This is a genomic window from Bradyrhizobium guangdongense (assembly GCF_004114975.1).
GTDB lineage: Bacteria > Pseudomonadota > Alphaproteobacteria > Rhizobiales > Xanthobacteraceae > Bradyrhizobium > Bradyrhizobium guangdongense.
Window position 1 is genome coordinate 4,545,317 of the sequence record NZ_CP030051.1, and the last position, 22,175, is coordinate 4,567,491.

Consider the following 22,175-nt stretch of genomic DNA (forward strand, 5'->3'; position numbering starts at 1 on the left):
GCCACAACTCCAAGGTGGTATTTCGCAACTTTCTCGATATGAAACTTTTCCCAATTCGGGGGCTTTCAACACCCCTCGATTTGACAGCGGCGGCCTCACCACCCATGTTCGGGGCGAAACGGCCGACCCGAATCTTGTCGATTTCGGCCTCAGATTTCCCCGTAAGTTACTGGAACTACATGAATATCGTCATTGTGGAGTCGCCGGCGAAAGCCAAGACGATCAACAAATATTTGGGCTCGTCCTATGAGGTTCTGGCCTCGTTTGGCCATGTCCGCGATCTCCCGGCGAAGAACGGTTCCGTCGATCCCGACGCCAATTTCAAGATGATCTGGGAGGTCGACCCCAAGGCAGCTGGCCGGCTCAACGACATCGCCAAGTCCCTGAAGGGTGCCGACCGCCTGATTCTGGCCACCGACCCTGATCGCGAGGGCGAGGCCATCTCCTGGCACGTGCTGGAGGTGATGAAGGAGAAGCGCGCGCTGAAGGATCAGAAGATCGAGCGCGTGGTGTTCAACGCCATCACCAAGCAGGCCGTCACGGACGCGATGAAGCATCCGCGCCAGATCGACGGCGCGCTGGTCGACGCCTATATGGCGCGCCGTGCGCTCGACTACCTGGTCGGCTTTACTCTCTCCCCCGTGCTGTGGCGCAAGCTTCCGGGCGCCCGCTCGGCCGGCCGCGTGCAGTCGGTGGCGCTGCGCCTGGTCTGCGACCGCGAACTCGAGATCGAAAAGTTCGTGCCGCGTGAGTACTGGTCGCTGATCGCGACGCTGCTGACGCCGCGGGGCGAGGCCTTCGAGGCGCGTCTGGTCGGCGCCGACGGCAAGAAGATCCAGCGTCTCGACATCGGCACCGGCGCGGAAGCCGAAGACTTCAAGAAGGCCCTGGAGCTGGCGACCTATGCGGTCACGGCGGTCGATGCCAAGCCGGCGCGCCGCAATCCGCAGGCGCCCTTCACCACCTCGACCTTGCAGCAGGAAGCCAGCCGCAAATACGGCTTTGCGCCCGCGCACACGATGCGCATCGCCCAACGCCTCTATGAAGGCATCGACATCGGCGGCGAGACCACCGGACTCATTACTTATATGCGTACCGACGGCGTGCAGATCGCCCCCGAGGCGATCACCCAGGCGCGCAAGGTAATCGGCGAGGATTACGGCAAGGCCTATGTGCCCGACGCCCCGCGCCAGTACCAGGCCAAGGCCAAGAACGCCCAGGAAGCGCACGAAGCAATCCGCCCGACCGACCTCTCCCGCCGTCCTGATAGCATGAGCCGCAAGCTCGATTCCGATCAGGCGCGGCTATATGAGCTGATCTGGAAACGCACCATCGCGAGCCAGATGGAATCCGCCGAGCTCGAGCGCACCACCGTCGATATCACGGCGAAAGCCGGCGGTCGCACCCTGGAGCTGCGCGCCACCGGCCAGGTCGTCAAGTTCGACGGCTTTCTGACGCTCTACCAGGAAGGCCGCGACGACGAGGAGGACGAAGACTCGCGCCGGCTGCCCGCCATGAGCCAGGGCGAGGCGATCAAGCGCGAGTCACTGTCGGTCACCCAGCATTTCACCGAGCCGCCGCCGCGCTTCTCCGAGGCTTCGCTGGTCAAGCGGATGGAAGAGCTCGGCATCGGCCGGCCCTCGACCTATGCCTCGATCCTCCAGGTGCTGAAGGACCGCGGCTACGTCAAGCTGGAGAAGAAGCGTCTGCACGGCGAGGACAAGGGCCGCGTCGTGGTCGCATTCCTCGAAAGCTTCTTCAACCGCTACGTCGAATACGATTTTACGGCCAATCTGGAGGAGCAGCTCGACCGCATCTCCAACAACGAAATCTCCTGGCAAGAGGTGCTGAAGGATTTCTGGACCGGCTTCATCGGCGCGGTCGACGAGATCAAGGATCTGCGCGTCGCACAGGTGCTCGACGTGCTCGACGAGATGCTGGGTCAGCACATCTATCCGCCGCGTGCCGATGGCGGCGATATCAGGCAGTGCCCGAGCTGCGGCACCGGCCGGCTCAATCTGAAGGCCGGCAAGTTCGGCGCCTTCGTCGGCTGCTCCAACTATCCGGAGTGCCGCTACACGCGGCAGCTCGCCGCCGACAGTGAGCAGACGGCCGACCGTTCGCTCGGCCAGGATCCCGACACGGGCCGCGATGTCTGGGTGAAGGCCGGCCGCTTCGGCCCCTACATCCAGCTCGGCGAGCAGAAGGATTATGAGGAAGGCGAGAAGCCGAAGCGCGCGGGCATCCCCAAGGGCACCTCGCCTGCCGATGTCGACCTCGAGCTTGCGCTGAAGCTGTTGTCGCTGCCGCGCGAGATCGGCAAACATCCGGAGACCGGTCAGCCGATCACGGCGGGCCTCGGCCGCTTCGGGCCGTTCGTGAAGCACGAGAAGACCTATGCCAGCCTCGAGGCCGGCGACGAGGTCTTCGACATCGGCCTCAACCGGGCCGTGACGCTGATCGCGGAGAAGGTTGCCAAGGGGCCGAGCCGTCGCTTCGGCGCCGATCCCGGCAAGGCGCTCGGCGACCATCCGACGCTCGGCACCGTCACCGTCAAGAGTGGCCGCTATGGCGCCTACGTCACCGCTGGCGGCGTCAACGCGACGATTCCGGCCGAGTTCGAAAAGGACACCGTCACGCTGGCACAGGCGATCGCGTTGATCGACGAGCGCGCGGCCAAAGGCGGCGGGAAGACCAAGGCAAAGAAGGCAGCGAAGCCGGCCAAGGCCAAGAAGGCTGCAGAGAAAGCTGCGGACGGCGAGGACGCCGCGCCGAAGCCGAAGAAAGCGGCCGTGAAGAAAGCGGCCAAACCGAAAACCGAATCCACCAGCAAGGCGCGCGCAGGCGTGGCGCCGACGGCCAAGACTTCAGCGGTCAAGACCTCGGCGACCAAGTCAGCTGGCGCAGCCAAAGCTCCGGCCAAGAAGAGTGCCGGCACCAATTAGAGGTTAAGTGAAACGCAAGAATGACCGTGGCTTTCCCGAGAGGCAGGCCATCGTCGCCTTCATCAAGGCACATCCAGGAAAGGTCGGAACCCGCGACATCGCGCGCGAGTTCGGCCTGAAGAACGCCGATCGCATCGAGCTCAAGCGCATGCTGCGCGAGCTTGCCGATGACGGCACCATCAAGAAAAAGCGCCACACCGTCTCCGAGCCGGACAGCCTGCCGCCGACGCTGGTCGCCGACATCACCGGCCGTGACCGCGACGGCGAGCTGATCGCCTCCCCTACCGAATGGGACGAGGTCGAGAGCGGCGAACCGCCAAAGATTCTCATCGAGATGCCGCGCCGGCCCAAGCCCGGCACCGCCGCAGGCGTAGGCGATCGCGCGCTGCTGCGGGTCGAACGCACGGACGAGACCGAGGGACCGGCCTATCGCGGCCGCGTCATCAAGGTGTTCGACAAGGCCAAGAGCCGCATCCTCGGCGTGTTCCGCGAGCTCCCCGAAGGCGGCGGACGGCTCGTGCCCGTCGACAAGAAGATGGCGGACCGCGAGCTGAACATCGCCGCGGCCGACACCAAGGGCGCGCAGGACGGCGATCTCGTCAGCGTCGATATCGTTCGCACCCGCAGCTTTGGCCTCGCCTCCGGCCGGGTGAAAGAAAAGCTGGGCTCGGTCAAGAGCGAGAAGGCGATCAGCCTGATCGCGATCTATGCCCACGACATTCCGCTGCAATTTTCCTCCGCCGCCGAGCGCGAGGCGGAAGCGGCCGAGCCCGCCAATCTGAAGGGACGCGAGGACTGGCGCGACGTTCCGCTCGTCACGATCGATCCGCCCGACGCCAAGGATCACGACGACGCGGTGCATGCGCAGACAGACCCCGATCCGAACAACAAGGGCGGCTTCATCGTCGATGTCGCCATTGCCGATGTGAGTTTTTACGTGCGGCCGGGCACCGCGCTCGACCGCGATGCGCTCGACCGCGGCAATTCGGTCTATTTCCCCGACCGCGTCGTGCCGATGCTGCCCGAGCGCATCTCCAACAATCTCTGCTCGCTGGTACCGGGCGAGCCGCGCGGCGCACTCGCCGTGCGGATGATCATTGCGCCTGACGGGCGCAAGCGCTCGCACAGCTTTCATCGCATCCTGATGCGTTCAGCCGCCAAGCTGAATTACGCGCAGGCACAAGCCGCGATCGACGGCAGGCCTGATGACACCACCGGCCCCCTGCTCGATCCGATCCTGAAACCGCTTTACGCCGCCTACGCCTGCGTCAAGCGTGCACGCGACGAGCGCGATCCACTCAATCTCGATCTGCCCGAACGCAAGATTCTCCTCAAGAGCGACGGCACGGTCGACCGCGTGGTCGTCCCTGAACGGCTCGACGCGCACAAGCTGATCGAGGAGTTCATGATCCTCGCCAACGTCGCCGCGGCCGAGATGCTGGAGAAGAAATCGCTCCCGCTGATCTACCGCGTGCATGACGAGCCGACGCTGGAGAAAGTCCACGCGCTCTCCGAATTCCTGGAGACGCTCGACGTTCCCTTTGCCAAATCAGGTGCGCTGCGTCCCACGCTGTTCAACCGCGTGCTGGCCCAGCTCGAAGGCCATGATTATTACCCGCTGGTGAGCGAGGTCGTGCTGCGCGCGCAGGCGCAGGCCGAATACTCCTCCGAGAATTACGGGCATTTCGGCCTGAACCTTCGCCGCTACGCGCATTTCACCTCGCCGATCCGCCGCTATGCCGACCTCGTCGTGCACCGCGCGCTTGTCCGCGCCCTCGGCCTTGGCGAAGGCGCGCTGCCCGACAGCGAGACGCCTGAAACGCTCGGCGAAGTGGCCGCGCACATTTCGCTGACCGAGCGTCGCGCGATGAAGGCGGAGCGCGAGACCGTCGACCGCCTGATCGCCCATCACCTCGCCGACCGCATCGGCGCGAGCTTCCAGGGCCGTGTCTCCGGCGTCACCCGCGCAGGGCTGTTCGTCAAGCTGAGCGAGACCGGCGCCGACGGGCTGATCCCGATCCGGTCCCTCGGCACGGAATATTTCAACTATGACGAGAGCCGCCACGCGCTGATCGGCACGCGCAGCGGCACCATGTACCAGCTGGGCGACGTCGTCGACATCAGGCTGATCGAAGCTGCTCCCGTCGCCGGCGCGCTGCGTTTCGAGCTGCTGTCATCCTCCAGCGAGACCAGCCCGCGCGAGCGCAGGCGTCCCGGCGGGCAACGCCGCCCCTCGTTCAAGGCCCATCCCGGCCGCAGCCCGGATAAAAAACGCAAGCCGCCGAAACCAAAATCCGGCAAAGCGAGGGGCAAGGGAAAGAACAAGGGCTCTTCAAATCGGGCTTCGAAATAGCGGTGCACGGGGATAATGCGGCCGTGGCCAAATCCGGAGCCTGGTGCAACGACTTGGAAGGTCGTTGCCACACAGGAGAGCTCCGATGAAACTCTATGTTGGATTGGACGTCGGTCTTGAAGAAACCAGCCTTTGCATCGTCGACAGCGAGGGCCTCACGGTCCGCGAAGTTAAGGTCAGCACCGAGCCAGAGGCGATCCGCTCCGCTGTGGAGAACTACGCGGATCGCCTCGATAGAGTGGGAGTCGAGGCGTCATCGCTTGGTATCTGGCTGTATCGCGAATTGCAGCCAGCCGGGCTTCCAATCATCGTCGTGGAGGCACGCCACATGCGCGTTTCGCTGTCGACGATGCGCAACAAGACGGACCGAAACGATGCACGCGGCATCGCGCAGATGATGCGGTTGGGCTGGTACCGTGCCGTCCATGTCAAGAATATCGACATGCAAAAAATGCGCACGTTGTTGACGAACCGGAAGCTGCTCAAGCGCAAATTGATCGACCTCGAGAACCACGTTCGGGGGGCACTGCGGGCCTATGGATTGCTGGTCGGAACGGTTGCCCGAGGTGCCTACGAAGCTCGCATCCGCGAACTGATCGAGCATTGCGACCCGGTTTTTGTGATGTCTATCCAGGTCATGTTGGACGTGCGCCGCGCTCTCCTCGAGGGCTACGATCGGCTACATCGCGTGCTCCTGCAGGTGGTCCAGCATGATCCTGTTTGCCGGCGCCTGATGACAGTTCCGGGTGTCGGTCCGGTCGTTGCCTTGTCGTTCAAAGTTGGCGTTGATGATCCTCATCGCTTTACCCGATCACGCACCGTGGGCGCCCATTTTGGGCTGACGCCGAAGCGTCACCAGTCTGGGACGTCGATCGATTTTGAAGGTCATATCAGCAAACAGGGCGATATCTCGGTGCGGGAGGCGCTATGCGAAGCAGCTGCAAGTCTGCTGCTGCGAGTCAGGAAATGGTCGGCGTTGCGAGCGTGGGGCCTGCGGATCGCCAAGCGTTCGAGCATGCTGTGTGCGATTGCCGCGGTCGCACGAAAGCTCGCATGCATTCTGCACCGGATGTGGATCAACGAAACCGATTTCAACGTCGGATTCGGCGCCAAGATCACGCAGCGGCTGCGCCTAAAACCGGCGCAATAGCCGCTGAGCAGCCGAGCATAGAAAGCGCTGGGTTTGTGCCCGGCATGTTGAGGAGGAACGAAATTAGAGATCCGCGCGCGCGGTGAGCGGTCCCCCTGGCGGGGCCGCGAAACGGGGAATGTCCGCTATCTCTTGCCTGCTGCCGCCCTTCGGGGACGAGAGCGCAAAACTGCTTGGACAGCCCTGTTTACGAACCTGATGAAGAGCATGCGACGGCCGAAGTGCTGAACGCGAAGGAACGCATGGACCCCGCCTGGTGAATGCACGTCGCGTACGCGGCTGTGGTGAAGTTGTGCGTTGTTGCTGCAGGGAGTCGGTAATGGCTGAAGTACGAAGAGTCGAAGAAAAGCGTAGGAATGAGTTGACTTTGCCCGCCCGATTAGGAAGGCAAGAGTAAAGGAACCAAGGGCAAAGGGAAGAAGGGCAAGGCATGGTGACGATGAGCACAGTTCCGAAGATCTGGACGCGCGAGACCGGCCTCGTCGAGAAGCGCGATCTCTTTGCCGCGATGAAACGCGGTTTCCGCGGCCGCTGCCCGCGCTGCGGCGAGGGAAAGCTGTTTCGCGCCTTCCTGAAGACCGCGGACAATTGCTCGGTCTGCGACCTCGACTTCACGCCGCATCGCGCCGACGACCTGCCCGCCTATCTCGTCATCGTCATCGTCGGCCATATCGTCGTGCCCACGATCCTCTGGATCGAGACCAATTACACGACGCCGGTCTGGCTCAGCTTCGTGGCCTATCTGCCCTTCACCTTCTTCGCCTCGCTCGGGCTGTTGCAGCCGGTGAAGGGAGCTGTGGTCGGCTTGCAATGGGCTCTGCGCATGCACGGGTTTGACGACAACCCGCCGGATGGTATTCCGCCTGTGTAAGCAAATAAAAGCGTTCGGGTGAGGACATGACGGATATTGCGCAAGCCGAGGAGAAGGCCAAGGTCCACGAGGGGAAGGAGGCCGACCACCATCCCTATTTCCGTCCGAAGGATGCGGCCACGCTGATCCTGGTCGATCGCAGCAGCACTGTGCCGAAGGTGCTTGTCGGCAAGCGCCACGACAAGGTGGTGTTCATGCCCGGCAAGTTCGTCTTCCCGGGCGGCCGCGTCGACAAGGACGATCATCGCGTGCCGGTCGCAGCACCGATCACCGCGGAGCTGGAAGCCAATCTCGCCAAGGGCAGCCCGAAGACGCCGGCCTCACGCGCCAAGTCGTTGGCCATTGCCGCGATCCGCGAAGCCTGTGAGGAGACCGGCCTCTGCCTCGGACGCAAGGCCGAGGGCAAGGCCAGGCTCGAAGGTCCGTGGCAACCTTTCGCGGACGCGGGCCTCTTGCCCGATCCCTCCAGCCTGTTCCTGATCGCGCGTGCGATCACCCCGCCCGGCCGCGTCAAGCGCTTCGACACGCGCTTCTTCACGGCGGATGCGTCCGCGATCACCCATCGCGTCGAGGGCGTGATTCACGCCGATGCCGAGCTGGTCGAGCTGGTCTGGGTCGAGCTTGGCTCCAAGCCCCTCGCCGATCTGCATCCGATGACGCGCAACGTGCTCAACGAGCTCGACGCGCGCCTTGCCACCGGTCCCTTGCGCCATGACGCGCCGGTGCCGTTCTTCCATTTCTACGGCGGCAAGATGCAGAAGGACATTTTGGGCTAGTCCTCGTCCGGCTCGGTGCCGACATAGTCCCGCGCCGGCAGTTTCAAGAGGCGGCCGATCTCGCTGGCGAGCCTGTCCGCCTCCTCGCGCCTGGTAAAACTCTGCAGCATGATCGGCTCGGTGCCCTTGCTGCCGCAGAGGTTGACGTCGTAGGTCGTCAGTTCAGGATCATAGTCGTCGGTAATGCTGATGAAGTGATACTCGGCGAGATCGCGCTGCTTGCGGATGTTCAAAGGGCCGAACTGCCTGGTGATGACGATCTGGCGCAACGCCTCGTTGAGCACGACGAAATAGCGGAACGTCAGCAGGATCACGCCGGGGATGCCGATCAGCAGCCCGAGGCCCGTGAACACCAGCACGGGCACGAGATCGTCCGCCAGCCTGCCGAAGCCGGAGAAATCCTGGCGCAGGCCGAGCGCGACGTTCCAGAGCAGATAGGCGCTCGCCGCGAGCAGCGGCAGCGACAGCAGCCGGCCGAACCAGGGCATCGGCCGGTCGATCCGGACAACGCCGCCGTCCACGCTCATCGCGCTGGCCATGAACAATCTCCTCGGGAATGAAGGTCATGGCTTGGTCGGGCTGAGCGGCGTTTTGGTTCGATGGCCCCTTCTGTCATTCCGGCGCGCGCCCTTTGGCGCGAACCCGGAATCCATCCCTCGTCGGTCACCGCGGCCCCATGGATTCCGGGCTCGCGCTACGCGCGCCCGGAATGACGGAATTGTGCTGAGCACGTCGCGAAAAACAAAAGAATCTTCCCTTCCCCACCAATGGCGGAGTTTCCCGGCGTGCCTATGTCTTTCCGCAACGACACCAGAACGGGATTTTGGGCGCGATGGCACAACGGCAACTCAAGCTCGGCGCGTTCATGCGCCCGATCAGCATCCACACCGGCGCCTGGCGCTATCCCGGGGCCTGGCCCGACGCCAATTTCAACTTCGCCCACATCAAGACGCTGATCCAAAAGCTCGAGGCCGGCAAGTTCGACGCCTTCTTCATGGCCGATCACCTTGCCGTGCTGAACATGCCGATCAACGCGCTCAAGCGCAGCCACACCGTGACGTCGTTCGAGCCGTTCACGCTGCTGTCGGCGCTCTCGGCCGTCACCGAGCGCATCGGCCTGATCGCGACCGGCTCGACCACGTTCGACGAGCCCTATCACGTCGCCCGCCGCTTTGCCTCGCTCGACCACATCAGCGGCGGCCGCGCCGGCTGGAACATTGTCACCACCTCGAACCCGGACGCGGCGCTGAATTTCGGCCTCGACGACCACATGGAGCACGCCGAGCGCTACAAGCGCGCCCGCGAGTTCTACGACGTCGTTACCGGCCTGTGGGATTCCTTCGCCGACGACGCCTTCGTGCGCGATGTCGAGAGCGGGTTGTTCTTCGATCCCGCCAAGATGCACGTGCTCGACCATGTCGGCAAATATCTGAAGGTGCGTGGTCCCCTCAACATCGCCCGCCCCGTGCAGGGCTGGCCCGTGATCGTGCAGGCCGGCGCCTCGGAAGACGGCAAGCAGCTTGCGGCCGAGACGGCGGAGGCCGTCTTCACCGGCGGCGGCAGCCTCGCCGACGGCCAGAAGCTCTATGCCGACATCAAGGGCCGCATGGAAAAGATCGGCCGCGACCCCGAGCATCTGAAGATCCTGCCCGGCGCTTTCGTCGTGGTCGGCGACAGCGTCGACGAGGCCAGGGAGAAACGGGCGCTGCTCGACAGCCGCGTGCACTATGACAGCGCCATCGCCTCGCTCTCGGTCATCCTCGGCACCGATGCCTCCGGCTTCGACCCTGACGGACAATTGCCTGATATCCCGGAGACCAATGCCAGCAAGAGCGGCCGTCAGCGCTTGGTCGATCTTGCGAGGCGCGACAAGCTCACGGTGCGCCAGCTCGCCCAGCGCGTCGGCGGCTATGGCGGACTGTCCTTCGTCGGCACGGCCAAGACGATCGCCGACCAGATGGAGGAATGGCTGGTCGGGCGCGGCTCCGACGGTTTCAACATCATGTTCCCGTTCCTGCCCCAAGGCCTCGACGATTTCGTCGACAAGGTCGTCCCGGAGCTGCAGCGGCGCGGGATTTTCCGGAAAGAGTATGAAGGGGCCACTTTGAGGGAGAATCTGGGGCTTCCACGGCCGAAAAACCGGTTCTTCGAGGCCTGATCGGTCCGATTTGGTTGGTTTTCCAGCCCTAAAACCTTGACATCAGGCGGTTTCTGGCTAGGTTGCCGGCCAACGCGGGCCGTTTGGCCGGCTCCAGATTCCCCTGATTTTCTGAGGTTCAGAACATGGCCAAAGCGGTCACCATCAAGGTCAAGCTCGTGTCCTCGGCCGACACCGGCTTCTACTACGTCGCCAAGAAGAATTCGCGCACCATGACCGACAAGCTGGTCAAGAAGAAGTACGATCCGGTCGCGCGCAAGCACGTCGAATTCAAGGAAGCCAAGATCAAGTAAGATCGGCTGATACGTTGAAGAAATTGCGGGGCCTTGTCGGGCCCCGTTTTCGTTTGTGCCCCCTCGTGTCCCGGACGCGGTGCAGCGCGTAGCGTCGAAGTGACGCTCTTGGCCCGGCCGCGTCGCACGCCGATGCCGATTCTATCGGCAGACATCTCATCAACCCTTGGTTGCTCGCCTCCAAATGCATGTTATCGTGCACTTACCGGGACGGCATTTCCGGCCCGGATTTGGGAGGTCATGTCATGAGGTTGTCGTCAGGCTTGATCGTGCCTTCAACCATCGCTGCCCTGTCCACCGCCCTATTGTGCAGCCCGGCCTCGTCGCAGATCCCGACAGGTCCCGCCGCCACGCTTCCCGCCGTCTCGGTCGATGCACCGAAGCGGGTGGAAAGGCCGCATCGCGTGGAGCGCGAGACAAATACGGGAGCGTCTCGCCGAGCGTCCCCGGCCACGCAAACGTCAGCCGCACGGACAGCTTCCTATGCCCCGGGATCAGTGATGGGGAGGATTGCCCACCTGGAGAGCGTCGCAAGCAGCTGCAATGGTGGCTGTGCATCGAGCTTCGCACACGGCAAAGAGCCCTGGATTGGCTGCAGCGAGTCGGGCGGCAACATCAATTATGGCCCTTTCTCGCCAACCTGCCGAGACACCATCACCCATACGTCCTACGAAAACTGCGTCGAGACGAAGGTTTTCCTGGGCGAGTTTCGAAACCGAGCCCACTGGTTTTGCAGCAGTCTGCAGGTCGGCAACAGGTTCAAGGTTGCAGACCTCAAGCGAACGGCACGTCGCTGAGCCAGCAGCGATCTAAATCGCGGACTCGACCGACGACTGTCGCGGGGCCTCTGGGCCCCGCTCCTATCTGATCCCCTTGCGGCCTCTAGCCGGCATCGACTCAGAACGCTTGCGAGCCTGGGAGCCCGAAGTTCGCTATACAAACAAATCGTGCGTGAGGTGATGCTGGACGCCTCTTGCGTGATCAAGGGCGCTTTGCGCCGCATCTGAAGGGCCAACCAGGTCGAAAGCCGGGACTGCCGGCGGTCCGTCATGTGCGGCTGTGTGCAGACCGTAGCCAACGAAATCCGGTCCGGGGCCACCATGCATCTCAGGCGATGTTGAAGTTCCGGAAGCCGCATTATCATTCTTGAAATGAAATGAATCTCCGAGCTCTGGGGCAGTTTCCTTTTGTGCTGGACCCGAGCGATCGGTCGCTTGGTCCTTGGCTTCAGCGTGCCCGCTAGAGGCCGCATGCGGATTTCCTGCCGCGGACTCGTGCAAGTCTCTCTCGGACTGGCCGGACTTGCCACCGCTGGCCGGGCTCGCGTCATCCCGGGCATGCTGACCGGCAGCGGCCGAACCGTGATCGGACTTGTGTAAATCGCCCTGCGACTGCGCATCATTGGACTCGTCACCCGACGATGCGTGCTCGGAGTGCCCCTTGGCGAGCGCGGTGTCGTCTTTCGACTCCTGCACATCACCCTGCGATTGCCCGTGATTGGAACCGGCCTCCGGTGAGCCTTGCTTGTCGTGCTGCTTGGAGGCTGGGCCGCCGTCCTCGTCGTCGTGCAAACCAATTTGCGGCTGACCGGCATTGGACTCGTCTCCTCCGGCCGCCCGCGTTCCGTCATGTTCGCTATTTCCCAACGCGTCGGTTGCGACCGCCTGCGCCAAGCCGCCATGATCGGTTGGGGCGTCGACGGCTCCGGATCCGACATGCGGCGTGGCGTTGCTGCTGACGCTGGCTTCGCCCGCATTCACACCCATGATCTGAACGGCATCGCCGTGTGCGCCGATGGCATCGCTTCGGGGACCCTCGAACGCAAACGATTGATGGTCAATGTCAAGATGCAGCCAAGCGAGATTGTCGAAGCTGCCGAGATTCGCATCGGCGTTGCCGCTCAAATTGAGCGCGGCCGCCTCGCCTGCATCGTGTCCGGGAGCCGACGCAAGAACGGCATTAGCAAAATTGGCCGCATGCGCGACGCTGTTCAGCACCTCGCAGATCCAGATCCCGACCGCCGTCGTCAGGAAAGGAGCGTAGCTGCCCAAGGCAGCCCTTGCTGCGTTAGTGGCCTGCAACGCGAGCGTCCCGGGGACAATATCGGGGCTCGATTGAACGAGCTTGCCGGCCCGCCCCAGCGTCTCGGTGATGGGAGTTTCCCCGCGGACGGCTTTGAACGCGGATTTCGCCGCTTTGCCGGAAGCAGGCGTCGTCTTCTTGTCGTTGATCTTGATGGTGATGACCTCGGAGGTGCCGTCTGCGGTCACCACCGTAAAACTGTCGGTCAACGCATCGCCGAATCCGGTTGCCTTGGCGCCCCTGAAGTCTTCGAGCGCGGCATAAATCAGAGCTGCGAGCGCACCGATCCCGCCGTAAAGCCGCGACAGAGCGAACGCCGCCACCTCGGTCCGGCTCTTGATCTCGAGCTGCGTCGATACTTGATTGAGCCGCGCCTTGATCGTGCCTGTGGAGACCTTGAGTTGGCGCGCGATCTGTTTGTTCGACATGCCGCAAGCAACCAGGCGCATGATCTTGCGCTCCTGGTCCGTCAGCGCGGCCAATCCAGTTTCGTCCAACGCTCCATCTTCTTGCTTGCCGGGCCTCGCCCGGTCGGAGGCGGGTGCCACCAGCCTCAGCGACTGCAACAGGTGTTTGGGTTCCTCGCGCATCGAAATCGCACAGCAAGTGCCCGCAGCGATTGCGGCGGCAAGCTCGCCATGTGCGAGCGACGCGGTGTAGAACACCAGCCGTGTGGGAATCTTCTCGGCCTTGACGACGGCGAGCATCTCGGCAGCCGTGACGTCTGAAAATCCGTCCTCGACAAGCACGAGATCCGGCGCCAACGTCCGAATTGCCTTCAGGCAGCCGGCTCCATCGGGACACGAAGCGACCACCGCGAAATCGCGCTCTGCCGCAAACAATGAGGCAAAGCCCTGCAGAACGATCGGGCGGCGATCTGCTATCACGAGCCGGATGGGGCGCATGCGCGCTTTCGTCGCCAACATTATGCGCTCAAGGACGGTTTGAGGTTCAGCGGCGTGCCATTTTCAAGAGCAGCGCGGCAACGCATGACCCCCCGCTAAGTTCCGGAGAAAACGCCGGCCGGAGGGCGTTCCTACTTGCATTGGACCCGCCGAAAGACTGGCCCGGACCTATGCTGTCCGCAGCACCGGTGCCGGCGGCTGCGAGGGGCGGATCAGCGCGAACGCGACCTGGATGATGCCGCCGGCAAGACCGAGCGCCACGCCGATGCGCCAGGCCATGGTGTAGGAGCCGAGTGCGTCGTAGATCAGGCCTCCGCCGTAGGCGCCGAGGAAGCTGCCGATCTGATGGCTCATGAAGGCGAGGCCCTGGATCATGGCCTGCCAGCGCAGGCCGAACATCTCCGCGACGGCGCCCGCGACCAGCGGGCCGACGCCCATCCAGAGGAAGCCCATGATGGCGCCGAACAGCAGCGTCGAGAACGGCGTCGCGGGCAGCGTGAAGTACCAGGCCAGCGCGAGCGAGCGCAGGATGTAGATGGCGCCCAGCAGCGCGAGCTTGTTCCAGCGCTGGCCGGCCCAGCCGAAGAACAGCGAACCGAGCACGTTGAAGCCGCCGATCATGCCGAGCGTCTGCGCGCTCAGCATCGGATCGAGGCCGCAGATCGCCAGATACGACGGCAGATGCGTCGTGAGGAAGACGAGTTGCATGCCGCAGACGAGATAGGCGCAGGTCATCACCACGAAGGAAGCATTGCCGAACGCCGCCCTGGTCACGGAGGCAGCCGTGGCATCGCCGATGTCGTCGGCGGCCGGTTTCGGCAGCGGAATGGCGTCGACGCGGCCCGCGTACCATGCGGCGGGGATCATCAGCACCGACATGATCACGAAACCGGCGAGCCCGATCCGCCAGCCAAACCCCTCGTTGAGCATCTGCCCGATCGGTGCCGACAGCAGCGCGCCGAGCGAGCCTGCGCCGGAGACGATGCCGAGCACGGTCGAGCGCACCGTCGCAGGCACCGCGCGCGCCGCCACCGACATCGCGATCGCAGCCGCGGTGCAGGCGAGCGAGGTGCCGATCAACACGCCGGCGCCGATCATGATGCTGACGAGCCCACCCGCGGTCGCCATCAAGGCAAGACCCGCGATGTACATCAGCGCGCCCGCGATCATGATGGGACGGAAGCCGAAGCGCACCGTCAGCGCGCCCGCGAGCGGCTGGAGGAAGCCCCAGGCGAGGTTCTGCACGGCCAGCGCCAGCGTGAAGTCCGAGACCGACAGGTGGATGTCGTGCGTCAACGGCTGCATGAAGATACCGAGCGACTGCCGCAGTCCCATGCTCAGCGTCAGCATGATCGAGGCGCCGATCAGGATCGGCAATGTCGGACGCAGGACCTGCAACAGGGGCATTTTTGTCTCCCTTTTGGGCGCGGCACGCGTGCCGGCGTCTGCTTTTGCCGCCGATTTTGATTACACAGACCTGTGTACTTAGGCTATAGGTGGCTGGTACTGTCAAGCGAACAGGACGCGCGCGATCGCATGGCTCCCCCGCCCGCCCCACAGACGATGAAAGAACGGATCCTTCAGACCGCCGACAAGCTGTTCTATCTGCAAGGCATTCGTGCCATCGGCGTCGACACCATCGCGGCCGAGGTCGGGATCAGCAAGCGCACGCTCTACAACCACTTCCCTTCCAAGGACGCGCTGATCGCAGCCTATCTCGAGCGCCGCTTCGTCCACGCCCGCCCCTCCGACAAGCCGCCGGCCGAACAGATTCTCGCGACCTTCGATTCGCTGGAGCGGCGCTTTGCGGCGAAGGATTTTCGCGGCTGCCCGTTCGTGAATGCGGTGGCGGAGCTCGGCCCTGCCGACCGCGCCGTGAAGAAGATCGCCATTGCCTTCAAAGAAAGCCGCCGCCTCTGGTTTCGCGAGCGGCTGACCGAACTCGGCGTTACGGAGGCCGATGCGCTCGCCACCCAACTCGTGCTGCTGGTCGACGGCTCGATTGCCCAGGACTTGGTGCGTGACGATCCCGCGATGGCACGCGCCGCGAAGGAAGCCGCGAAGGTGCTGTTGCGGAATGCGGGCGTGGATGTGGGTGGTGATGCGAGGAAGCCAGCGCCCGTGAAGGGCAAGCGCTCACCCCAATGACCGCTGATCATCCCGGACAAGCGCAGCGAAGCGGAGCGCAGATCCGGGACCGATAACCACAGGCAGTTGTTTGGCGAAGGCTCGGAGTGGTCAGCTCGCTCCACAACCCCTCCCTGGGGTGATGGGTCCCTGCGTTCGCAGGGACGACAGCTGAGTGTTAGGCGCGCGCCAACGCCCCTCGCCTCACGCGGCGTGCGACACCACGCGATTGCGGCCGTCGTGCTTGGCGCGGTAGAGCGCGGTATCGGCGCGCTTGAGAACGTCGGAAACCGCCTCGCCCTTCTGCTCCAGCGTGGTCAGCCCGATCGAGATCGTGACCTCGATCCGCTTGGTGCCCTTGTGGACCGCGAACGGCTCGCCCGCGATTGAGCGGCGCAGGCGCTCGGCCACCATGCCCGCGACGTGGAGATCGGTCTCCGGCATCACGATGACGAATTCCTCGCCGCCATAGCGGCAGGCGAGATCGATGCCGCGGATCGATTTCCGCACGCGCACGGCGAATTCCCGCAGCACGTCGTCGCCGGCGTCGTGGCCATAGGTGTCGTTGATCGACTTGAAATAGTCGATGTCGAGGATCATCAGCGCCAGAGGCTTGCCGCGCGTCGCGGCCTGCTCGGCGAGTGTTGCCAGATGGCTCTCCATGTAACGGCGATTGTGCAGGCCGGTGAGCGCGTCGGTGATCGCCATCTCGATCGAGTTCTGCACGTTATCCCGCAGATGATCGGTATAGCGGCGGCGGCGGATCTGAGTGCGGGCGCGCGCCAAGAGCTCGATCTTGTCGATCGGCCGTAGCAGATAGTCGTTGACGCCGATCTCGAGGCCACGCAGCAACCGCGTGGAGTTTTCCGCTTCCGCGATCGCGAGGATCGGCACGTGACGGGTGCGCTCCAGCGAACGCGCCTGGCTGCATAGCCTGAGGCCGTCGAAATTGTTCAGATCGAGCGAGACGATCAAGAGATCGTAATTGCCCTCGGCGGCATGGAACAGCGCTTCGGTCGGGTTGGGCTCGACCTCGACGGTGTGCTCGGCGGCGAGGATCGTCGCCAGCCGCTCATAGGAGGACTCGCGGTCGTCAACCAGGAGGATGCGGCCGCCCTTGCCGGTGTCGGCCACCGCGCTCCGCTCCGGGGCCTGCATGCCGATCTCGAGCGAGGTGATGGCGCGCATGCGCAGCTCGTCGGTCATCATCTTCAACCGCGTCAGCGAGCGCACGCGCGCGATCAGCACGACGTCGGAGACGGGCTTGGTCAGGAAGTCGTCGGCGCCGGCTTCCAGGCCGCGGTTGCGGTCGGACGGGCTGTCGAGCGCGGTCACCATGACGACGGGGATGTGGTGGGTGGCCGGATCGGTCTTCAGCCGGCGGCAGACTTCATAGCCGTCCATGTCGGGCATCATCACGTCGAGCAGGATGATGTCGCATTCGGCGCGGCGGGCCAGCGCCAGCGCCTCGGTGCCGTTCGAGGCGGTCATCACGTCGAAATATTCGGCGGAGAGACGGGCCTCTAACAGTTTGACGTTGGCGGGAACGTCATCGACCACAAGGATACGCGCGGACACTTTGAACTCACTTCCTATCCGATAAAACGCCGGACCGTCTCAATGAATTTGCCGACCGAGATCGGCTTGGACAAATAGGCTTCGCAGCCGCCCTCGCGGATGCGCTCTTCGTCGCCCTTCATCGCGAACGCCGTGACCGCGACGACGGGAATGGCGCGCAGTTCCGGATCGTCCTTGATCCAGCGTGTCACCTCGAGCCCCGACACCTGAGGCAATTGAATATCCATCAGCACCAGGTCGGGCCGCATCTTGCGCACGAGGTCGAGCGCCTCGTAGCCGTTGCTGGTGCCGGAGGTCTGGTAGCCGTGCGCCTCCAGCAGGTCGCGGAAGAGCTTCATGTTCAGCTCGTTGTCTTCCACGATCAGGACGGTCTTAGCCATCCCGCCCTCCTGTTTGGTCCCGACGACCGGTGCATGTAAACGCCTCAGGCACCGCTTTCCGGTGCTTCGAAAACTGGATTCAAACTAGCCTCAGATTCGCTTGAGTTTCGTTAAACCCGAGCGGCCACTTTCTGCGATGTGGTTTCCAGTTGCTTGTCTGGGGCCGCAAGACGCAACGCCGAGACTCAGTCCCAAAACTCAACGCCAAAACTCAACGCCAAGACTCGGCGCCAAGACTCGGGCATAGTCCAAAGTAGACACCGAAAGTTAACGGAAAGGCAAACCTCGCCCTTGAAAAAGCCTGTTCACAACCCCCGGGAAGTTGCTGAAATCGTTGCGATTCAGGCGCTGTCTTTTGTTGCGGGTGACCCTGAAAGGCTGGGCCTGTTCCTGGCCGAGACAGGGGTCGGTCCGGAGACCCTCCGGAACGCCGCCTCGGACCCGAATTTCCTGCTCAGCGTGCTCGATTTCGTGCTGCGTGATGACGAGACCGTGAAGGCCTTCGCCAAGGCCTCGGAACTGCATCCGACCAACGTTGCCGCGGCGCGGCAAGTGCTGGGCGATGCGCTCGGCGACCGGACCTGGGAGCGCGACGTGCCGTGACCGCCCCCGATCCGGCCGGGCCCCGCTGCTTCTGCCGGGATTGTCTGGCCGATCTGGATATGGGCGGGCGGCGCTGTTCCGCCTGCGGCTCCCCTCGCCTCGTCCGCCACCGCGGGCTCGCCGGGCTCACCATCGCCCATATCGACTGCGACGCCTTCTATGCGACGGTCGAGAAGCGCGACAATCCTGAGATCGCGGACAAGCCCGTCATCATCGGCGGCGGCAAGCGCGGCGTGGTCTCGGCGGCCTGCTACATCGCGCGCACCTACGGCGTACGTTCGGCGATGCCGATGTTCAGGGCGTTGGAAGCCTGCCCGCATGCCACCGTGATCCCGCCCGACATGGCAAAGTATGTTCGTGTCGGCCGCGAGGTACGGCAGGCCATGCAGGCGCTGACGCCGCTGGTCGAGCCGCTCTCGATCGACGAGGCCTTTCTCGATCTCTCCGGCACCGAGCGCGTGCACGGCATGATCCCGGCAAAGGTGCTGGCGCGCTTTGCCCGCGACGTCGAGCGCGACATCGGCATCACCGTTTCGGTTGGGCTCTCCTGCAACAAGTTCCTGGCCAAGATCGCCTCCGATCTCGACAAGCCCCGCGGCTTTGCGGCGCTTGACCAGGAAGAAGCGCGAACGATGCTCGCCGAGAAGCCGGTCGGCTTCATCTTCGGGGTCGGGCCCGCCACGCAGGAACGCCTCGTGCAGCGCGGCTTCCGCATCATCGCCGATCTGCAAAAGGCCGATGAGATCGAGCTGATGCGGCAATTCCCCAGCGACGGCCGCCGGCTGTGGCGGCTCGCGCGCGGCATCGACGACCGCCGCGTCGAGGCCGACCGCGGTGCCAAGACGATTTCGAGTGAAACGACGTTCGAAACGGACATCCGCGATTTCGCCTCGCTTGAAAAAATCCTGTGGCGGCTATGCGAAAAGACCTCGTCGCGGCTCAAGAGCAGCGAGCTTGCGGGATCGACCGTCACGCTGAAGCTGAAGACCGCCGATTTCCGCCAACGCACCCGCTCGCAGTCGATCGCGGCGCCGACGCAGCTCGCGGCCAAGATCTTCTCGATCTGCCGCGAGATGCTGGCCAAGGAGATCGACGGCACCGCCTTCCGCCTGATGGGCGCCGGCGTCAGCGCGCTGCGCGACGGCTCCCCCGCCGACGACACCGACATGCTCGATCGCCGCGCCGCCCATGCCGAGCGCGCGGTCGACAGCCTGCGCAAGAAATTCGGCAATGCCGCGGTGATCCGCGGCATCGCGTATGACGGGCCGGAAAGGACGCAGGAGTGATCTGGCAGGCCGCTTCCACGCCGTCATTGCGTGGCTGGACCGCCTCCTGAAAGAAAGCCGCAATGACAGGCGAACGCGATCTCGACGTATTGCTGAACCACATGAACCCTGAGCTTCAGCCCGGCATCTTCGTGTTCTGCACCATCACGTTACATCAGAACATTCCCGCGGCGCTCAATCCGCTGCTGACGTTCCGCGAGCAGGAAGGAACGACGCTGGTCATCCCGCGTGAAGAGGCCGAAGCGGCAGGACTGGCTTTCGCGTTTGCCTCGCGCCTGATCACCTTGACGGTCCACTCCGCGCTCGATGCCGTGGGTTTCCTGGCAGCCATCACGGCGCGTCTCGCCGCAGCCGGCATCAGCGCGAATGCCGTGCCGGCCTTCCACCACGATCATCTCTTCGTGCCCGTGGATCGGGCCGACGATGCGATGGCCGTCTTGCAGGAAATCTCCAGGAACGGCTCGTAGCTCGCCGCTTTTTCGAGAATGTCAGCATGGCATCATGCCACTGTTTTGCCCGACGCGTCAAATGGAATTCGCAAAATACGAAATCGATCTCGGACTTCTACTGTGCATGGGGTTGTTTTTCATTTTTTGATGGAGCCCGGGCCGGCACGCCTCAATCCGCCACCGCGGTCGCCTCGATCTCGATCAGCCATTCCGGCGCGGCGAGCGCGGAGACACCGACGAGGGTCGAAGCCGGCGGCTCCATGCCTTCGAAGAAGGCCGAGCGGGCCTTGCCGATGATCGGGCGCAGCTCCGGCTTGTAGCCGACGACGAAGGTCGTGATCTTGACGATATTGGCGTAGGTCGCGCCGGCCGCCTTCAGGGCATGGCCGAGATTCTGCATCACCTGCGTGGTCTGCGCAGCGATGTCGCCCTCGCCGACGATCCGCCCCTCCTCGTCCACCGACACCTGGCCGGAGATGTAGATCGTGCGTGCGCCGGAGGCGGTGACGACGTGGGAATAAGCGGGATTGTGGTGCAGGCCGCTGGGACGCAGATGTTCGAGCTTGGGCATGGGCTGGCTCCCGGAGTTGTGGTTGACGGGGAGCGTAGCTGGAGACCGTGTCGAGAGCTAGCCTCCTCCCTTAATTGCAGGGCTTGCTGTCCTTGACGTCGAACTTGCCCATCGCTCCGGAGATGACAAAGTCGTTGTAGTCGAGCACGAGCCGGCGGGAGACGCCGTTCTCGTAGAGCTCGAACGACATCGCATAGACAGGCGTCTGCTCGCCTTCCTTCTGTTTGACGTCACGGTCGAAATAGCTGACGGTCACGGGCCAGCGCTTCAGCGATTTCATGTGCTCGTCGGAGGTGGACGGATCGGGCGAAGCGGTGTGGTCGGCCGGGATCGGCTGGCCGATCACCGTCAGCGTGTTGTAGACCTTCTGGCCGTCGTCGGAGCCGTCATAGACGGAGAGCTCCAGCAGCGATTTGCCTTCCTTGGCAGCCGCAATGATGCGCTGGATCTGCTCGGTGGGGAACACGATCTTGCCGTCGAGGGTGAAGGTCTTCGGCGCCGGCAGCTTCAGCTTGACGTTGATGTGATCGCCGTCGCGTTCAGCCGAGCCGTCGACGAGGCCAGACTCGGTCTCGTTCATCCGCGTCTCGATCTTGAAGCGATAGCTTTTTCCTGCGGCGTCCTCCCAGGAGTTGGAGCGGAGATCGCTCAGCGTGACCTTGCCCTCGCCGCTGTCGAGTTCGGACACCTGGCGGAATTCGGAGGTGTAGCCCTCGCAGGTGCTTCCGGTGAAGTTGTAGAGGATGCGGCCGCGCGCGCTGCTGATCGAGTTCGAGCGAGACTTGACCAGGCTGAGGTCATACAGCGCCTGGTGCGCGAGGAACGGGCCGCTGGCCGCCGGCGCCCCATTGGCGGGGCCGAAAGCGATCGCCGCGAGCGCCATCACACCGAGCGAAGTCCGGAAAAGGTGCACCATGTCTGTTCCTTGAGGATGCGTCCTTGGGGAAAGCGCAGATTCGACATTTTAATGACCGTTCCATTGCGCCGCAACTGAGGCCGGTTCACGTAAACTTGCGGCGCTGGCTTTGAACCGCCTGCTCGGTCACAACGGATTGCAGCCCCCTCCGGTTGCTTGCATGTGACAGCCCAATGAGCGAAACAGGGCGCCGCCCGGCGCCCCTCGGACGCGCACGGGCGGGTGAATTCCTGAACGGATTTTGGACAACGAGGTCGAACATGGCGGGCACGGTCGAGCAGAAACTGGCGGAACAGGGCATCAAGCTGCACGAGGCCCCCACCCCCGTCGCCAATTACGTGCCGTTCGTGCGCACCGGCAATCTGCTGTTCATCTCCGGCCAGGTCTGCTTCGACCCCGCCGGCAAGCTGATCGCCAAGGGCAAACTGGGCGCCGGCGTCTCGCTCGAGGACGGTGCTGCAGCCGCGCGCGGCTGTGCTGTCAACCTGCTCGCGCAGGTCAAGGCGGCGGTCGGCGATCTCGACAAGGTGGTGCGCGTGGTGCGCCTTGGCGGCTTCATCAACTCGGCGCCGGATTTCCTGGATGGGCCGAAAGTGCTGAACGGCGCCTCCGATCTGATGGTCGCCGCTTTCGGTGACAAGGGTCGTCACGCCCGCACCACCGTCGGCGTCGCTTCGCTGCCCGCGGATGCGGCCGTCGAGGTCGAAGGCGTATTCGAAGTCGCCTGAGGCA

The 22,175-nt window shown here is 63.8% G+C and carries 19 protein-coding genes; 12 read left to right on the forward strand and 7 right to left on the reverse strand.

From position 1 onward, the window contains the following. Positions 1-179 precede the first annotated feature (179 nt). The 5 genes from topA (at position 180) to X265_RS21815 (ending at position 8,095) form a co-directional block, all read left to right on the forward strand. Entirely contained in the window at positions 180-2,945 is a 2,766-nt protein-coding gene (topA, locus tag X265_RS21795; protein WP_128966675.1) for a type I DNA topoisomerase, read from the forward strand. Between the two features lie 7 nt (positions 2,946-2,952). Next, positions 2,953-5,298 (forward strand): ribonuclease R, encoded by a 2,346-nt coding sequence (rnr, locus tag X265_RS21800; RefSeq protein WP_128966676.1) that lies wholly within the window; start codon positions 2,953-2,955, stop codon positions 5,296-5,298. Positions 5,299-5,383: 85 nt separating this feature from the next. Next, the gene (locus X265_RS21805; protein WP_128965117.1) at positions 5,384-6,448 is read left to right on the forward strand and encodes an IS110 family RNA-guided transposase; all 1,065 of its coding nucleotides are present in this window, start codon (positions 5,384-5,386) and stop codon (positions 6,446-6,448) included. Between the two features lie 430 nt (positions 6,449-6,878). Continuing rightward, positions 6,879-7,319 carry a DUF983 domain-containing protein gene (locus X265_RS21810; RefSeq protein WP_128966677.1) on the forward strand — a complete coding sequence of 147 codons (441 nt, stop codon included), beginning with the start codon at positions 6,879-6,881 and terminating at the stop codon, positions 7,317-7,319. Between the two features lie 26 nt (positions 7,320-7,345). After that, the gene (locus tag X265_RS21815; RefSeq protein ID WP_128966678.1) at positions 7,346-8,095 is read left to right on the forward strand and encodes an NUDIX hydrolase; all 750 of its coding nucleotides are present in this window, start codon (positions 7,346-7,348) and stop codon (positions 8,093-8,095) included. On the opposite strand, the gene X265_RS21820 is transcribed toward X265_RS21815, so the two are convergent. After that, the gene (locus tag X265_RS21820) at positions 8,092-8,634 is read right to left on the reverse strand and encodes a hypothetical protein (protein WP_128966679.1); all 543 of its coding nucleotides are present in this window, start codon (positions 8,632-8,634) and stop codon (positions 8,092-8,094) included. The genes X265_RS21815 and X265_RS21820 overlap by 4 nt on opposite strands. A gap of 293 nt (positions 8,635-8,927) precedes the next feature. Between X265_RS21820 and X265_RS21825 the strand changes: the two genes are divergently transcribed. Next, positions 8,928-10,253: an LLM class flavin-dependent oxidoreductase gene (locus X265_RS21825; RefSeq protein ID WP_128966680.1), complete on the forward strand. Its 1,326-nt coding sequence runs from the start codon at positions 8,928-8,930 to the stop codon at positions 10,251-10,253. Positions 10,254-10,378: 125 nt separating this feature from the next. Continuing rightward, positions 10,379-10,546, forward strand: coding sequence for a 50S ribosomal protein L33 (rpmG, locus tag X265_RS21830; protein ID WP_057756569.1), 168 nt, complete (start codon positions 10,379-10,381; stop codon positions 10,544-10,546). A gap of 932 nt (positions 10,547-11,478) precedes the next feature. Here the strand turns inward: rpmG and X265_RS21840 are convergent. Both X265_RS21840 and X265_RS21845 read right to left on the reverse strand, forming a co-directional pair. After that, complete coding sequence (locus tag X265_RS21840; RefSeq protein WP_128966681.1) at positions 11,479-13,554, reverse strand: LuxR C-terminal-related transcriptional regulator; 2,076 nt, start codon at positions 13,552-13,554, stop codon at positions 11,479-11,481. Between the two features lie 147 nt (positions 13,555-13,701). Beyond that, a complete protein-coding gene (locus X265_RS21845) occupies positions 13,702-14,940 on the reverse strand; it encodes an MFS transporter (protein ID WP_128966682.1) in 1,239 nt (412 codons plus the stop codon). 129 nt (positions 14,941-15,069) lie between these two features. Here X265_RS21845 and X265_RS21850 point away from each other — a divergent pair, with 129 nt between their 5' ends. After that, on the forward strand, positions 15,070-15,681 hold the full coding sequence (locus X265_RS21850) for a TetR/AcrR family transcriptional regulator (RefSeq protein WP_128966683.1): 612 nt from the start codon (positions 15,070-15,072) through the stop codon (positions 15,679-15,681). Positions 15,682-15,864: 183 nt separating this feature from the next. On the opposite strand, the gene X265_RS21855 is transcribed toward X265_RS21850, so the two are convergent. Together X265_RS21855 and X265_RS21860 are read right to left on the reverse strand one after the other, a co-directional pair. Next, complete coding sequence (locus tag X265_RS21855; protein ID WP_128966684.1) at positions 15,865-17,238, reverse strand: PleD family two-component system response regulator; 1,374 nt, start codon at positions 17,236-17,238, stop codon at positions 15,865-15,867. Positions 17,239-17,252: 14 nt separating this feature from the next. Continuing rightward, entirely contained in the window at positions 17,253-17,618 is a 366-nt protein-coding gene (locus X265_RS21860; RefSeq protein WP_008566616.1) for a response regulator, read from the reverse strand. A gap of 291 nt (positions 17,619-17,909) precedes the next feature. Here X265_RS21860 and X265_RS21865 point away from each other — a divergent pair, with 291 nt between their 5' ends. From X265_RS21865 to X265_RS21875, 3 genes are all read left to right on the forward strand, one after another. Further along, positions 17,910-18,221: a DUF3572 domain-containing protein gene (locus X265_RS21865; protein ID WP_128966685.1), complete on the forward strand. Its 312-nt coding sequence runs from the start codon at positions 17,910-17,912 to the stop codon at positions 18,219-18,221. After that, on the forward strand, positions 18,218-19,507 hold the full coding sequence (locus X265_RS21870) for a DNA polymerase IV (RefSeq protein ID WP_128966686.1): 1,290 nt from the start codon (positions 18,218-18,220) through the stop codon (positions 19,505-19,507). Before X265_RS21865 ends, X265_RS21870 begins: the two co-directional genes overlap by 4 nt. 62 nt (positions 19,508-19,569) lie before the next feature. Then, positions 19,570-19,974: an ACT domain-containing protein gene (locus X265_RS21875; RefSeq protein ID WP_128966687.1), complete on the forward strand. Its 405-nt coding sequence runs from the start codon at positions 19,570-19,572 to the stop codon at positions 19,972-19,974. A gap of 151 nt (positions 19,975-20,125) precedes the next feature. On the opposite strand, the gene X265_RS21880 is transcribed toward X265_RS21875, so the two are convergent. After that, entirely contained in the window at positions 20,126-20,527 is a 402-nt protein-coding gene (locus tag X265_RS21880) for a RidA family protein (protein WP_128966688.1), read from the reverse strand. 70 nt (positions 20,528-20,597) lie between these two features. Continuing rightward, entirely contained in the window at positions 20,598-21,443 is an 846-nt protein-coding gene (locus tag X265_RS21885; RefSeq protein ID WP_128966689.1) for a cell envelope integrity EipB family protein, read from the reverse strand. 260 nt (positions 21,444-21,703) lie between these two features. Here X265_RS21885 and X265_RS21890 point away from each other — a divergent pair, with 260 nt between their 5' ends. Then, on the forward strand, positions 21,704-22,171 hold the full coding sequence (locus tag X265_RS21890; RefSeq protein ID WP_128966690.1) for a RidA family protein: 468 nt from the start codon (positions 21,704-21,706) through the stop codon (positions 22,169-22,171). Positions 22,172-22,175 lie beyond the last annotated feature (4 nt).